General features: G+C 71.2%; 14 protein-coding genes. 7 read left to right on the top strand and 7 right to left on the bottom strand.

Going from position 1 to position 12966, the window contains the following annotated elements; translation table 11 throughout:
• Positions 1 to 12 precede the first annotated feature (12 nt).
• The 3 genes from AC5RVZ_RS10025 (at position 13) to AC5RVZ_RS10015 (ending at position 1196) form a co-directional block, all read left to right on the top strand.
• Complete coding sequence (locus AC5RVZ_RS10025; protein ID WP_494065606.1) at positions 13 to 315, top strand: GNAT family N-acetyltransferase; 303 nt, start codon at positions 13 to 15, stop codon at positions 313 to 315.
• Between the two features lie 96 nt (positions 316 to 411).
• On the top strand, positions 412 to 636 hold the full coding sequence (locus tag AC5RVZ_RS10020) for a hypothetical protein (RefSeq protein WP_494065605.1): 225 nt from the start codon (positions 412 to 414) through the stop codon (positions 634 to 636).
• Positions 636 to 1196 carry a hypothetical protein gene (locus AC5RVZ_RS10015; RefSeq protein ID WP_494065604.1) on the top strand — a complete coding sequence of 187 codons (561 nt, stop codon included), beginning with the start codon at positions 636 to 638 and terminating at the stop codon, positions 1194 to 1196. The genes AC5RVZ_RS10020 and AC5RVZ_RS10015 overlap by 1 nt, the downstream gene beginning before the upstream one ends.
• Before the next feature lie 63 nt (positions 1197 to 1259).
• Here the strand turns inward: AC5RVZ_RS10015 and AC5RVZ_RS10010 are convergent, their stop codons facing one another.
• The 5 genes from AC5RVZ_RS10010 to AC5RVZ_RS09990 all read right to left on the bottom strand — a co-directional run bounded on the left by AC5RVZ_RS10010 (position 1260) and on the right by AC5RVZ_RS09990 (position 4762).
• Positions 1260 to 1517, bottom strand: a complete 258-nt coding sequence (locus AC5RVZ_RS10010; RefSeq protein WP_494065603.1) for a hypothetical protein — start codon at positions 1515 to 1517, stop codon at positions 1260 to 1262.
• Between the two features lie 153 nt (positions 1518 to 1670).
• Positions 1671 to 2756, bottom strand: coding sequence for a fatty acid desaturase family protein (locus AC5RVZ_RS10005; RefSeq protein ID WP_494065602.1), 1086 nt, complete (start codon positions 2754 to 2756; stop codon positions 1671 to 1673).
• A gap of 110 nt (positions 2757 to 2866) precedes the next feature.
• On the bottom strand, positions 2867 to 3646 hold the full coding sequence (locus tag AC5RVZ_RS10000; RefSeq protein WP_494065601.1) for an alpha/beta fold hydrolase: 780 nt from the start codon (positions 3644 to 3646) through the stop codon (positions 2867 to 2869).
• 1 nt (position 3647) lies between these two features.
• Positions 3648 to 4226 carry a hypothetical protein gene (locus AC5RVZ_RS09995; RefSeq protein WP_494065600.1) on the bottom strand — a complete coding sequence of 193 codons (579 nt, stop codon included), beginning with the start codon at positions 4224 to 4226 and terminating at the stop codon, positions 3648 to 3650.
• A gap of 62 nt (positions 4227 to 4288) precedes the next feature.
• Positions 4289 to 4762 (bottom strand): 8-oxo-dGTP diphosphatase, encoded by a 474-nt coding sequence (locus tag AC5RVZ_RS09990; protein ID WP_494065599.1) that lies wholly within the window; start codon positions 4760 to 4762, stop codon positions 4289 to 4291.
• Positions 4763 to 4912: 150 nt separating this feature from the next.
• Here AC5RVZ_RS09990 and AC5RVZ_RS09985 point away from each other — a divergent pair, with 150 nt between their 5' ends.
• The 3 genes from AC5RVZ_RS09985 to AC5RVZ_RS09975 all read left to right on the top strand — a co-directional run bounded on the left by AC5RVZ_RS09985 (position 4913) and on the right by AC5RVZ_RS09975 (position 9307).
• On the top strand, positions 4913 to 6061 hold the full coding sequence (locus tag AC5RVZ_RS09985; RefSeq protein ID WP_494065598.1) for an exonuclease SbcCD subunit D: 1149 nt from the start codon (positions 4913 to 4915) through the stop codon (positions 6059 to 6061).
• The gene (locus AC5RVZ_RS09980) at positions 6058 to 9060 is read left to right on the top strand and encodes an AAA family ATPase (RefSeq protein WP_494065597.1); all 3003 of its coding nucleotides are present in this window, start codon (positions 6058 to 6060) and stop codon (positions 9058 to 9060) included. The genes AC5RVZ_RS09985 and AC5RVZ_RS09980 overlap by 4 nt, the downstream gene beginning before the upstream one ends.
• A 70-nt stretch (positions 9061 to 9130) precedes the next feature.
• A complete protein-coding gene (locus tag AC5RVZ_RS09975) occupies positions 9131 to 9307 on the top strand; it encodes a hypothetical protein (RefSeq protein ID WP_494065596.1) in 177 nt (58 codons plus the stop codon).
• A gap of 12 nt (positions 9308 to 9319) precedes the next feature.
• On the opposite strand, the gene AC5RVZ_RS09970 is transcribed toward AC5RVZ_RS09975, so the two are convergent.
• Positions 9320 to 9877 (bottom strand): phosphorylase family protein, encoded by a 558-nt coding sequence (locus AC5RVZ_RS09970; protein WP_494065595.1) that lies wholly within the window; start codon positions 9875 to 9877, stop codon positions 9320 to 9322.
• Between the two features lie 65 nt (positions 9878 to 9942).
• On the opposite strand from AC5RVZ_RS09970, the gene AC5RVZ_RS09965 reads away from it, so the two are divergent.
• Positions 9943 to 11460, top strand: coding sequence for an MFS transporter (locus AC5RVZ_RS09965; RefSeq protein WP_494065594.1), 1518 nt, complete (start codon positions 9943 to 9945; stop codon positions 11458 to 11460).
• On the opposite strand, the gene AC5RVZ_RS09960 is transcribed toward AC5RVZ_RS09965, so the two are convergent.
• Positions 11432 to 12916, bottom strand: coding sequence for a lipase maturation factor family protein (locus AC5RVZ_RS09960; protein ID WP_494065593.1), 1485 nt, complete (start codon positions 12914 to 12916; stop codon positions 11432 to 11434). The genes AC5RVZ_RS09965 and AC5RVZ_RS09960 overlap by 29 nt on opposite strands.
• Between the last annotated feature and the right edge of the window lie 50 nt (positions 12917 to 12966).

Here is a 12966-nt window from a genome sequence, read left to right as displayed (position 1 = left end):
TAGCCTGACGACGTGAATGAGCTTCGTTTCGCCCATGAACCGGATGCCTCGCGCTACACGCTCCGCCGCGGGGACGATCTGGTGAGCGTCCTGGACTACCGCGACGACGGTCGCACCATGGTCATGACGCGCGCGTACACGATCCCGACGTTCCGCGGGCACGGCTACGCCGGAGAGTTGGTGGACCGCGCAGTGGCTTCGCTGGAGTCCGCCGGCGACCGCCGAGTGATTCCGGTGTGCTGGTACGTCGCCGACTGGTTCGCGGCGAACCCGGCGCGACGTGGCATCCTGAGCGACGCCGCGCGGGTCGCGTAGCGACGCCAGGCGATCACACGGGGCCGTCGTCGTTGTCAAGCCCATGACATCGGCCGGCCGGCTCGGCGAGGCTTTCGGTGACGAGAGGAGCACGTCATGGATCGTGATCGCCCTGATGACATGATCGACGCGGACCCGCCCGGCGGGTGGGACGAAGTCGGCGACGGAGAGGCGCGCGAGCGCAACGCCGAGGCGGCGGACGCCGATCTGCTGCTGACCGACGCCGCGCTCCAGCCCGACGACCCCGATGAGGGAGAGGCGGCGCGCCGCGGTGCCGACCCGGATCTCGCCGCCGACGCCGACCGAGGAGAGGAGCCGTGATGAGCGCGATCGGTAATGAGAACGAGCGACCGGGCGTCAACTACCCGGACCGCAAGGACGCCGAGGGGGCTGCCGATACGCCCGGTGAGAACCCCACCCGGGATGAGGAGGTCGTCAACGACGCCACATCCGACGGCGGTAAGGAGGCGCGCGCGCAGGACTCCGGCATCGGCGGCGCCCCCGCCGCGTTCGCAAGCGAAGGGCCGAGCCACACCGCCATCGGCATCGGCGTCGTCGACGACGGCCGCGACCACCGAGGGCAGGACGGCACCCGCGACACGCTCACCGTGAGCGAGGCGCAGCAGACGCCGGGTGCCCTGGGCACCGAGCAAGAGCAGCGTCTGCCGGCGATGGATCAGAACAACGCGTCCGACCTCGACAAGGTGGCCGGCATCGTGGCGCAGACGCGTCAGGACATCGGCACGGAGCCGCTCGAGCGTATCCAGGAGGTGCTGCAGCAGCGCTTCGACCAGTCCGGCATCGAGCTGTCGGAGAATGACGTGCGCGAGCTCGCACAGCAGGTCTCGACCGGAGACGCGCAGAGCCCGACCGAGTCTTGAAGGACCGGATGACAGTGCCCCGCCCGAGAATGGGCGGGGCACTGTTCCGTGTTCGACCTGACCTCAGGCGATGGCGCACGCGGACTGGGGGCAGTCCGCAGCGCGAGCGCCGATCGGACGTGCCCAGGCGGCGCGGCGCGGCGACTCCCGCGGAGCGCTGGGGATCATCCGCGCGGCGACTTCCGCAGCGGTGAGGGCGGCGGCTTCCGAGCGGGCGTCGTTGCGACGGTCGCGGATCGCGGCGAGGACGGCCATGTCGCGATCACGCGACCAGACGTCGTGGCGGTACTGGTGTTCGGCGGCGGTGACGAGCGAGAGCATGATTCCTCCGGTGGTTCCGACAGTGTGAACCTACGCGGGGGTTCCGACATTGCAGCGGTTCGGAGCAATGGCAGGAATCCGCCGCCCGACGGCAGTCCTGCGCCGGATCGGAGGTCGATGTCGCGGCCGCGTTCCCGACGGCGGCCGTGGTGCTCATGAGGCGCGCCGTTGAGCGACGAGGGGGCAGTCGAACGGATCCCTTTCTCCGAGGCCGACACGATTGATGTACCGCACCACGATCGCATAGGACTCGAAGAGGCCGGTCTCGGTGTAAGGGATGTTCCGCTCCTGACAGTAGGCCTTCACGATGCGGGCGGCCTTGCGGAGGTGAGGGCGAGGCATCGATGGAAAGAGGTGGTGCTCGATCTGGTAATTGAGTCCACCCATCGCTGTGTCGATGAATCGACCGCCCCGGATGTTGCGGCTCGTGAGCACCTGCCGTTGGAGGAAGCTGAGCTTGGCGTCTTTCGGGACGAGGGGCATGCCTTTGTGGTTCGGCGCGAAGGATGCGCCCATGTAGAAGCCGAAGACCCCCAGCTGCACGGCGAGGAACGCGATGGCGATCGCTGGGGAGAGGACGAGGAAGACGAGAACGCCGAAGCCGATGAGCCGGGCGCTGAGCAGGATGATCTCGACCCAACGTCGGTCGACGTGCTCGCGGGCGAGGACGCGCCGGACGCTGGAGGCGTGAAGCGAGATCCCTTCGAGGGGAAGGATCGGAAAGAAGAATGCGCCCTGATGCGCGGCGAGCCAGCGGAGGAGCGGGCCCCGCGACTTGGTCTGCTCAGGAGTGATCGCGATGACCGGGAGCTCGATGTCGGGGTCTGAGCCCTTCTTGTTGGGGTTCGCGTGGTGGCGGGTGTGCTTGTGTCGCCACCATCCGTAGCTCATGCCGATGAAGAGGTCGCCGATGATGAGGCTCGTCCAGTCGTTCCACTTGCCGGAGGCGAAGATCTGTCGGTGGGCGGCGTCGTGGCCGAGGAACGCGACCTGGGTGAAGAGCACGCCGAGGACGACGGCGGTGATGAGTTGCCACCACGTGTCGCCGATCAGCACGAACGCGACGAGCACCCCGAGTACCAGCAATGGCAGCCCGATCAACTTCGCCCAGTAGTAGCCGTAGCGGCGGCGCATCAGTCCGCTGGCCTGGATCATCTTCGCCAAGTCGGTGAAGTCGCTGTTGGTGCGCGCGCGGACGTCAGCGGGAGCGTCCCCTGTGCGCTGCTGTGTTCTCGTCACGATTCCTCCTCTGCGCACCATTCAGGCGGCGCCCCGAGGTCGGAATCAAAGGGTGGACTTGCCGCCACGGTTGCGCTACAGCGTGCACGCTGCACGGAGGAGCGGGACGTTCACGGTGCCGCAGTAGTCGGCCGCGCCGCTCCCGCGCCCGCCGACGCGCGGGAGTCGCTGACGAACCCGCGGATCCGGGCGGCGGCGGCCGCGGCATCCCGGATCATGGTCTCGTGTCCGTGGCCGGGGACCTCCTCGAGCCGTCCGTCCGGTACGGCATCGGCCACCGCACGGCACCAGTCCTGTGGCGCGACCAGGTCCTTCTCGCCGCGCAGTACGAGCGTCGGCGCGGAGACGTCGGGCAGGACGTCCTCCGGCCGATGAACGAGCATCGCGCGGAGCTTCGCGCGCAGGCGCGGGCCGGCGCGCAGGTACTCGCGCGCACCGAGCGCGATGACACGCGGATGCTCCACCGCGATGTCCCTGAGCAGGCGCCAGAGCTGTCGGAGCGCCGACCGCGCCGTCGGGTCGACGGTGGGCCCGATCAGGATCAGCCGGTCGGCGGTGTCCGGATGCCGCACCGCGACCTCGAGCGCGACCTGCGCGCCCATGGAATGCCCGACGAGGACCGCAGGCCGCGACACGCGCGATCGGAGGAACGCCGCGACGAGGTCGGCGTTGCGCTCGACCGTCGGTACGCGAGGCGGCTCGGGCGCCTCCCCGTATCCGGGCAGATCGAGGAGGATCACCTCGCCGTCGGCGAGCTCCTCCGCGAGCTCCGCGAAGACGGTGCGTCCCATGCCGATGCCGTGCACGAGCACGTACACCGGATCGCCGGTGCCCTGACGCTCGGTGACGAGGGTCGCGCCGGCCCGTGTGAAGCGCTCGACCGTCGGCACCTCAGGCGGCGCCGGGCTGGTCGCGCAGTCCCACGCGGTCGGGGATGTCGAACTGCACGCGGGGGAGCCATGTGGCCGGATCCGGCCACGGCCTCGAGGTGGGCAGCCTCCTGAGGCGAGCGCGCAGCGCGGCCCCGGATGCCTCGACCGGCAGCACGCGCGATGGGGCGCGATGCGCGAGCGCTCCCAGCCACCAGTGCCGCCAGGTGCCCTCGATGGCCTCCGGTCCCGCGACGACGTAGTAGTCGGGCATGACCGCCTCGCCGAGCGCGAAGTGGTCCAGCAGCGTCTCGACCTCCAGTTCCAGCGTGCCGAGCGTCGCGCGCTCCTCGTACAGCTCGACCCAGGCGGATGCCACATGCGTGAGCGGATCGGCGTCGTGGACGACGTACGGCATCGACACGGATGCCACCACGTGGGCGGCGACGGCCGGATCGGCCTCGCGCAGCGACAGGGCTACGAGCGCCGGCACATCGGCGAGCTCCGTCAGCAGGTCGTCGCTGTCGGCGCCGACCAGAGCCACCACGGTCGATCTCGGGGCGGGATCAGCATTGAGAGCGGGATCTTCGTTGTGCGCCATATTCCACGATATGCCTGACGGCGCCGCTGTGGGGCGACACACCGGCCGCGTGGGGCATCCTCTCACTCCGCCCGCAGCACCACCGTCGCCAGATCCGCGCCGAACGTGTAGCGCGCGTCGACCGTTCCGCCGCGCAGCACCCCGGGCAGCCACCGCGAGGCGTCGTCCCACATCCGCGCGTACGGGACGGACTCGAGGGTGTACCAGCGCGGGGTGATCTCCTCGGTCTCGACCGGGTCGCCCTGCCAGGTCCGGCAGACGAAGACCGTCGAGTGCTGCGACCACTCCGGCTTCGTGGGGAAGTGATACTCGATCGCGCCCGCCCGGTGCAGATCGGATGCCTCTACGCGCAGGCCCACCTCTTCGCGGACCTCTCGCACGGCGGCGTCGTGGGCGGACTCGCCGGCATCGAGCTTGCCCCCGATGCCCACGACCTTCCCCGCCCCGAGACCTGTGCGCTTGTCGCCCAGAAGCACCTCGAGCCCATGCGGACCGCGGCGCAGGAGGTAGACGACGCAGACCTCGGGCAGGGGCATGGCATGAAGACTACGCGCTGCGATCGCCGCCTCGCGGGGCTCGAGAACGGTGCGCCGTGCCCCCGCCGCGCGGCGGATGCAGCGCTTCATTCCCCGCCGGTCACGGCCTGCCTCATCGGATATGTCGGCGGGCGAACGTACCGTGTTCGCATGCGCATCCTGCACACCTCCGATTGGCATATCGGGCGGTCGTTCCACGGCCATTCCACGCTCGATGCGCTGCGCGGCGTGCTGGACGCGCTGGTGGCGCAGGTGCGCGAGAACCGCGTCGACGTCGTGGTCGTCGCGGGCGACGTCTTCGACTCGGCGACCCCCGCGGCGGCGGCCTACACGCTGCTCTCCGACGTACTGGGCGCCCTGTCCGACGCCGGAGCGACGGTGATCGTCACGAGCGGCAACCACGACTCCGCCGCACGTCTGGGTTTCCAGGCCGGACTGCTTCGGCACGGAGTCCACGTGCTGACCGACCCCACCGCGCTCGCGACGCCGATCACGGTCGTCGACGACCACGGGCCGGTGCACTTCTACGGCATCCCGTTCCTCGAGCCGGTGCTGCTGCGCAGCGCGTGGCCCGGGGTGCGCACCCAGGCAGACGTGCTGTCACGGGCCATGGAGCTCGTGCGAGCCGACCTGGCCGCACGCGGCGGGCGCTCGGTCGCGGTGGCGCACTGCTTCGCCGCCGGCGTCGAGCCGACGCCGCACCTCGAGCGCGACATCCAGCAGGGCGGTCTGGACATCGTGCCACTGTCGACGTTCGAGGGCGTCGACTACATGGCACTCGGCCACATCCACGGACGTCAGCAGCTCGCGCCGCATGCACGCTATTCCGGGGCGCCGCTGCACTACAGCTTCGGCGAGGCGGCCAAGCCCCGCGGCTCGTGGCTCATCGACCTGCACGCCGACGGGCTCGGTGACGTGGAGTGGCTGGATCTCCCGGTGCCCCGCCCTCTCACGACGCTGTCGGGGCCGCTCGAGGAGCTGCTGGGCCACGATCGGTACGCCGCCCACGTCGGCGACTGGGTCAACGTGGAGTACACCGACCCGCTCCCGCAGCGCGACCCGATGCGCCGGCTGCTGGCGCGCTTCCCCTACTGTGCGGCGGTGGCCCACACACCCGCCGCCGTGGGCGCCCCGGAGGCGCGCACCTACGCGCAGCGCGTGCGCGCCGCGCGCACGGACGCCGAGCTCTTCGACGCCTTCCTTTCGCACGTGCGCGAGGGCGAGGGCGCCACCGAGCGGGAGGCGGCCCTCATCGCCGACCTGCTCGAGCAGCGGGTGCGCGTGGAGGCCACGGCGTGAGGCTGCACCGACTGGAGCTGACCGGTTTCGGCCCGTTCCGCGATCGGCAGGTCGTCGACTTCGACGCGTTCGCGCGCGACGGCATCTTCCTCATCTCCGGCCGCACCGGCGCCGGCAAGTCGAGCATCCTCGACGGCGTGAGCTTCGCGCTGTACGGCGCCGTGCCGCGCTACGAGAGCGGCGACAAGCGGCTGCGCAGCGACCACTGCGAGCCGGAGGAGCCGACCGAGGTGCGCCTGGAGTTCACCGTCGGAGACCGACGCTGGCGGGTGACGCGTGCGCCGGAGTACCAGCGGCCCTCCCGCCGCGGAGGGGGCCTGACGAGCGAGCCGACGCGTGCCGAGCTCGAGGAGCTCGTGGACGGCGCATGGCTCGGGCGTGCCGCCAAGCCTCGTGATGTCGGCCTGCTGCTGGATGAAGTGCTCGCGCTCAACGCGCAGCAGTTCCAGCAGGTCATCCTGCTCGCACAGAACAAGTTCTCCCGCTTCCTGCTGGCATCCGGCGCAGAGCGCCAGGCGCTGCTGCGGGCGCTGTTCGGGACCCGCCGCTACGAGGAGTACGCCCGCGAACTGGCCGAGCGGGGAAAGGCCGCGCAGCGCGAGCTCGACGCGATCGAAGCGCGGGCGCGGACGCTGCTGGACCAGGCGGAGCGGATCGTCGACGCGAACGCCCTGCTCGAGCGGCCGGGGGCGGACGCGACACTGGATCTGGCGTCGCGCCGTGCGCGCGTAGAGCTGGCCGAGCAGCGGGCGGCGTACCGCCTCGAGACGCTGCAGCGCGAGCGCACGCTCGCCGAGGCGGCACGGGCCGACGCCGAGACGGTGCACGCGGAGCGGGTCGCGCTCGCGAGGGCGCAGTCCGAGCTCGCCGACGCCCGGCGACGCCTTGATGCGCTCGAAGAGGCCTCCGAGAGGGCGGCGGCCGACCGGGCCGCACTCGAGCAGGGCCGAGCGGCCGAAGCGCTGCGCCCGGTGCTGGATGCCGTCCGCCGGGCCGAGGTCTTCGCCGAGGGGGCCGCGCGCAGCGCGGCGGAGGCGGAGTCGGCGTGGGACGCGGAGGCTCACGCCGCCGGCATCGCCGATGAGGCCGACCTCGAAGCGATCGTCGAGCGGCTCACGGGCGACCTCGCGGTGTGGACGAACGCCGCAGCGGCGGAGGCGCAGCTGCCCGGGCGCGAGCGGGAGCTCCAGGCGGCGCTCGAGCAGGTCACCGAGCTCGAGGCAGACATGGCGACGCTGGACGCGCAGCGCGCCGCGGTCCCCGGCGAGCTCGCTCGGCTCGACGCCGCGATCGACGAGGCCCGTGAAGCGGCAGCACTTCTCGAGCCGGCACGCACGCGCCTGGCCGAGTGCCGGACTCGCCTCGAGGCAGCTCGCGAAGCCGCGTCGCTGGCGCCGACGATGCAGGCGGCCGAAGCGGCGCACCGCGACGCCGCCGCGGCGGCCGCCGCTGCGGGAACCGCCGTCGCCGCGCTGCTGCAGCGCCGCCTGGAAGGGTACGCGGGGGAGCTCGCCACGACGCTCGTCGACGGAGAGCCGTGTGCTGTGTGCGGCTCGCACGATCACCCGCACCCCGCACCTGCGGCGACCGAGCCGGTGACCGACGACATGCTCACCGACGCCGAGGTCGAGCGCGATACCGCGGTCACCCGCGAGCGCGCCGCCGCGGACGCCGCCAGAACGCTCCGGGAGCGTCATGCGGATGCCGTGGCCCGTGCCGGCGGCGACGACGTCGAGACGCTCCGGCAGCGGGTCGCCGAAGCCGCCGCCGATCTGGCGGCCGCGCAGGGGGCCGCGGACCGGCGCGATGCGCACGTGGCCGCTCGCGCCGAGCTGGCCGCGCTCGATGCGGATGCCGCGAACGCGCGCGCGGCGCTGGATGCCTCCCTGGCGGAGCATCGGGCACGCACCGCCGCACTTCGCGCCGGCGTCGAGACGCTGCGCGAGACGGTCGCCGCGGCGCGCGGCGAGTTCTCGAGCGTGACGGACCGCGTCGCCGCGACGACACGGCTGCGCGACGCCGCCCGCGCCTGTGCGACCGCCCGCTCCGAGGTCCGTCGTGCGGAGGCGACGCTCGTCACCGCGCGGGCGGACCTCGACCGGGCGATCGCGGCGTCCGTATTCGACGACGCCGCGTCGGTCTCGGCCGCGCTCGCGGGGCCCGCCGCCCTCGAGGCGCTCGCCGACCGCATCGCGACGCACGAGGCGCAGCTCGCCGCCACACGCGGTCGTGTGCTCGAGCTCGAACTGGAGCTGGCCGGCACCGGCGACGAGCCCGTCGACGTCGCGGCATCCCGCGCCGCCCTCGACGCAGCCGACGCCGCCCGCACCGCGGCGATCGGCGCCGAGCGCGATGCGCAGGCGATCGCCGCCGGACTGCGCGACCTGGTGCAGCAGATCGACGAGGCGAGCACGGGCGTCGCCGAGCGCGCCGCCGAAGCGGCGGCCGTCGCGCGCCTCGCCGACACGGTCGCCGGGCGCGCACCCAACACGATGAAGATGGACCTGGAGACCTTCGTCCTGGCCGCCGAGCTCGAGGAGATCGTCGAGGCGGCCAACGTGCGACTGGGGGACATGTCGGCCGGACGCTATCGGCTGCAGCACACCGACGCCCGCGCCGCCCGCGGCGCGGCCTCCGGCCTCGGGCTGGAGGTCGTCGACGGCTACACAGGGCAGGCGCGACCGGCGCAGTCCCTCTCGGGCGGCGAGACGTTCCTCGCATCGCTGGCCCTGGCGCTCGGCCTCGCGGAGGTCGTCACCGCGCGGGCGGGCGGCGTGCGGCTCGACACCCTGTTCATCGACGAGGGATTCGGCTCGCTCGACGAGGAGACCCTCGAGCTCGCGATGCGGACGCTCGATGAGCTGCGGCAGGGCGGTCGCACGGTCGGCATCATCAGCCATGTCGCGGCCATGAAGGAGCAGCTCCCGGCGCAGCTCACGGTCGAGTCCACCCCGCACGGGCCGAGCGTCATCGTGCAGCCGGCATCCGTCGGAGTCTGATCACGGGCTGGCGTCACCGACCTGTCGACGCCAGCGTGGCGCGAGCGGGCCGCGTGCGTAGGCTGGGGGCGTGAACAGAAGCACCGTATGGACCGTCGTCGGCGTCGTCGTGGCGATCGCCATCGCCTGGATGCTCGTGAACGTGCTGTTCTCGGTGCTGTGGTTCATCTTCAAGCTGGTGATCGTGGCGGTCGTCGCGCTCATCGTGTTCCTCGTGCTCCGCAGCGTCTTCGCGCGGAATCGCTGAGGAGCGCGCGACTCAGACGCCGTAGTCGGCGCGGATGCGTTCGCGGAGCAGCCCGCTGCATGCCGCGACGGTGGCGTTCCAGTCGGTGATCGCGCCGTCCTGGGCGCGGTCGGAGACCGCCTTGAGCACCCGGATGGGCACGCCGAACTGCTGCGCCACCCATGCGTACGCGTAGGTCTCCATGTCGACCAGTCCGGCCCCGAGCGGTCGGATCACGGCGACCGCCTCGGCGTCGTCGACGAAGTGATCCCCCGTGGCGATGGTCACGCCGTCGCTGTCGAGCTCGACGCGGTGGGGCAGCGACACGTGATGACCGACGATGCCGTCGATGTCGGTGACGTCGTGCTGGATCGCCGCATCGATCTCGTACACCGCCACGTCCAGCAGCGGATCGATCGCGCCCGCGGTGCCGACGACCACGACCTCCTCGTACTCGCGGGCGTCGAGCGCGCGGGTCAGCGCGTAGGTCGCCTGGAGCTTGCCCGGTCCGGTGACCAGCCGGTCGAATCCTTCCAGCTGTGGCGGGAACGCGACCAGTTCGCTCTCGAGGGCGGCGACGAGAAGTCTCACCCGATCATTGTCGCAGTCGTCCTGCCGCGCCTGGCGGGTCTGCGGCGGCGATAGCCTGAAACGCGATGGCGAAGACTTCGGCTGCGAACCCGGTACCGGATCACACCGCGGCGATCCCGCTCACGCAGGGGGCACGCTGGCGCGCGTTCTGGGTGTGTGTCGCGGTCGCGGCGATCACGATCCTCGACATGACGAAGGTGAATGTGGCGCTGCCGTCGATCGGCGAGGTGCTCGACGCCGGCTCCACCGAGCTACAACTGATCGTGTCCGGGTTCGTGCTCACCTTCGGACTCGTGCTGGTGCCGATGGGCCGGCTCGGGGACCAGCGGTCGCGCCGCATGCTCTTCGTCGTCGGGTTGTCCCTGTACACCCTCACCAGCATCCTGTGCGCCCTCGCGCCGACCGCGACGGTGCTGCTCGCGGCACGACTGCTGCAGGGCGCGGCGGCGGGCATCCAGATGCCCCAGGTGATCGGCATGGCGCAGGAGCTGTTCCAGGGCAAAGAGCGCGGGCGGGCGTTCGGGCTCTTCGGCGCCACGATCGGCCTCGCCACCGCGTTCGGTCCCACACTCGGCGGACTGCTGATCGCGCTCGGCGGCCCGGACGAGGGATGGCGGCTCATCTTCTGGATGAACGTCCCCCTGTGCCTGGCCGCGATCGTCTTCGCGCTGTGGCTCCTGCCTGACACCCGCACGCGGTCGCGGCGACGGGTGCAGCTCGACCCGGTCGGCGTGCTGCTGTTCGGAGCGAGCGTCGTCGCCCTCATGTGGCCGTTCCTGTTCACCACCGGAGCGCCCACGGACAACCCCGCCCGGTGGTGGCTGCTGGTGGCGTTCGTGCTGTTCACATCGGCGTTCGTCGCGTGGGAGCGGCGATACGCCGCGCGAGGCGGCAGCCCGCTGATCCCGCTCAAGCTCTTCGGCATCGATTCGTTCCGCAACGGCACGCTGCTGCAGACGGCCTACTTCACGGCCGCTCCGGCGATGTTCCTGGTGACGACCCTCTTCCTCCAGATCGGTCTGGGCCTCGAGCCGGTGTATGCCGGCATGGTGTCCATCGGCTTCGCGCTGGCGAGCGCGCTCACCTCGTGGATCGGCGGGAACGTCGTGTCCAGCCACGGCCGAGTCGTGGTGGTATGGGGTCTGCTCGCCGTCCTGGTGTCCATCGGCGGGCTGGTGCTCGCGGCGATCTATGTCGACCCGGTGTGGACCCCGTATGTGATGGCGGCGATCATGACCGTCGGCGGCGCCGGCGGCGGACTGGTCATCGCGCCGAACCAGACCCTGACCCTCGTGGACGTCCCCGTCAAGCAGGGCGGTCTCGCCGGTTCCGTCGGACAGCTCGGACAGCGCGTCGGCACCGCGATCGGCACGGCGGTCGCCCTGTCGCTGTTCTACGCGACGATCTACCGCGAGTCCGGCGAGCACGACGACCACGTCGTGTACCACGACGCCTACGCGTTCGGGATGCTGTCGGTCGCGGTGTTCCTGGCGCTCGCGTTCATCGTGGCGGTGATCGACCTGACGGCACGGCGCAAGAAGATGCAGCGGAACGTCAGCGACGCAGAGACAGCGGTCCCATGACCGAGCGGCGCCGGTCGCGCACCCAGCGCGCGTGCGACGCGCGGAACTCCTCCCGCGTGGTGAAGCGGTAGCGGTACGACACCGCCCGCACCCAGCGAGGCCGCTCGCCGCCGAACGGGTCATGGGCGAGCAGGCGCAGCGTCGGGGCGTCGGCTTCGAGCAGCCGCACCAGGAACATGGTGAACCAGTCCTCGAGCGACCGGCCGAGCGGCAGGAACCACATGAGCCAGTCCAGACGCAGATGGTACGGGGCGAACTGTCCGGGGATGCGGTGCACGTCGCCGGGCTTGCCCTTGAACTCGTACTCCCGCCAGTGGGCGGTCAGCGGGTCCTCGTCGAGCGTCCCCTCGACGACGATCTCGATGCGCTGCTTCGTCACGGTGCCGAAGGCTCCGTAGGCGTTGGCCAGCTGCCACCGATTGAAGCTGGCGTTCATGAGCTGGCGCCGGGCGAACAGGTTCCGCAGCGGCCACCAGCTGACCACGACGTAGAGCAGACCGACCGCCGACGTGACGATCACCCAGGGCAGCGGCATCCCGTCGATGACCCATGGCGCATTCGTCTCCGCGCCTCGCGGCGCGGCGCCGATCCCGGGAATGCCGACGGCCGAGAAGCCGAGGACCACGGTGATCCAGTTCAGCCACGCGAAGTTGCCGGTCACCACGAGCCACAGCTGCGTGCCGATCACGATGACTGCGGCGACCGCGCCGACGACAGCCGGCACGGGTCCGGGGACCCACAGGCCCAGGATGGGGGCGAAGAGGAACCAGGGCGCCACCAGCTGCGCGAAGTGGTTGCCGAGCACTTCACCTTTGTGGAACCACCGCGGCAGCAGATGCGCCTGCCGGCTGAGGGGACCGGGCATCGGCTGGGTCTCGTGGTGGTACGTCAGCGCGGTGAGGTCGCGCCACTCGCTGCCGCCGCGGATCTTGATCATGCCGGCGCCGAACTCCAGCCGGAACACCAGCCACCAGAACAGGACGATCACCACGGTCGGAGGTGGCTGATCGTTCGAGCCGAGGAACGCCGCGAGGAATCCCGCCTCGAGCAGCAGCATCTCCCACCCGAAACCGTAGAAGGTCTGCCCGATGCTCGTGATCGACATGTAGCCCAGCCACAGCGCGAGGAAGCACAGCATCGGCACCCACGGCGGACCGAGCTGCGGGATGCCGGCGACCAGCGCGCCGGCCACGACGATGCCGGCCACGCACAGGGCGACCAGGCGCCGGTCGGTGTAGCGCACGTACAGGAAGAGCGTGGGGCGCAGCATCCGGCGCGCTCTCGGCGACGAGCGCGCCCAATCCAGCAGCTCGGGCGCCGGGAGGAGGCCGTGCTCGCCCAGCAGCGGGCGGAACTGGTTCAGTGTCGAGACGAACGCGACGACGAAGAGCGCCGCGATGCCGCGCTGCAGCACCTCGCGTGCGAACTCGAAGTCGACCGCCGCGAAACCGTCCATGGGCTCACCTCCCGTGGAATCCTGCCACCGCCGCTTCTGCGCCAGGGGAG

It is taken from the genome of Arthrobacter sp. Cza30, from assembly GCF_059090765.1.
The sequence above is the reverse complement of the archived record's forward strand: the minus strand, read 5'-3'. Positions and strand labels throughout refer to the sequence as shown.

Excerpts from the sequence above, each read along its gene's own strand:
- AC5RVZ_RS10015 (WP_494065604.1), top strand. The coding sequence starts at position 636 with ATGAGCGCGATCGGTAATGAGAACGAGCGACCGGGCGTCAACTACCCG.
- AC5RVZ_RS09995 (WP_494065600.1), bottom strand. The coding sequence starts at position 4,226 with ATGGCGCACAACGAAGATCCCGCTCTCAATGCTGATCCCGCCCCGAGA.
- AC5RVZ_RS09960 (WP_494065593.1), bottom strand. The coding sequence starts at position 12,916 with ATGGACGGTTTCGCGGCGGTCGACTTCGAGTTCGCACGCGAGGTGCTG.
- AC5RVZ_RS09985 (WP_494065598.1), top strand. The coding sequence starts at position 4,913 with ATGCGCATCCTGCACACCTCCGATTGGCATATCGGGCGGTCGTTCCAC.
- AC5RVZ_RS09990 (WP_494065599.1), bottom strand. The coding sequence starts at position 4,762 with ATGCCCCTGCCCGAGGTCTGCGTCGTCTACCTCCTGCGCCGCGGTCCG.
- AC5RVZ_RS10010 (WP_494065603.1), bottom strand. The coding sequence starts at position 1,517 with ATGCTCTCGCTCGTCACCGCCGCCGAACACCAGTACCGCCACGACGTC.
- AC5RVZ_RS09965 (WP_494065594.1), top strand. The coding sequence starts at position 9,943 with ATGGCGAAGACTTCGGCTGCGAACCCGGTACCGGATCACACCGCGGCG.
- AC5RVZ_RS10020 (WP_494065605.1), top strand. The coding sequence starts at position 412 with ATGGATCGTGATCGCCCTGATGACATGATCGACGCGGACCCGCCCGGC.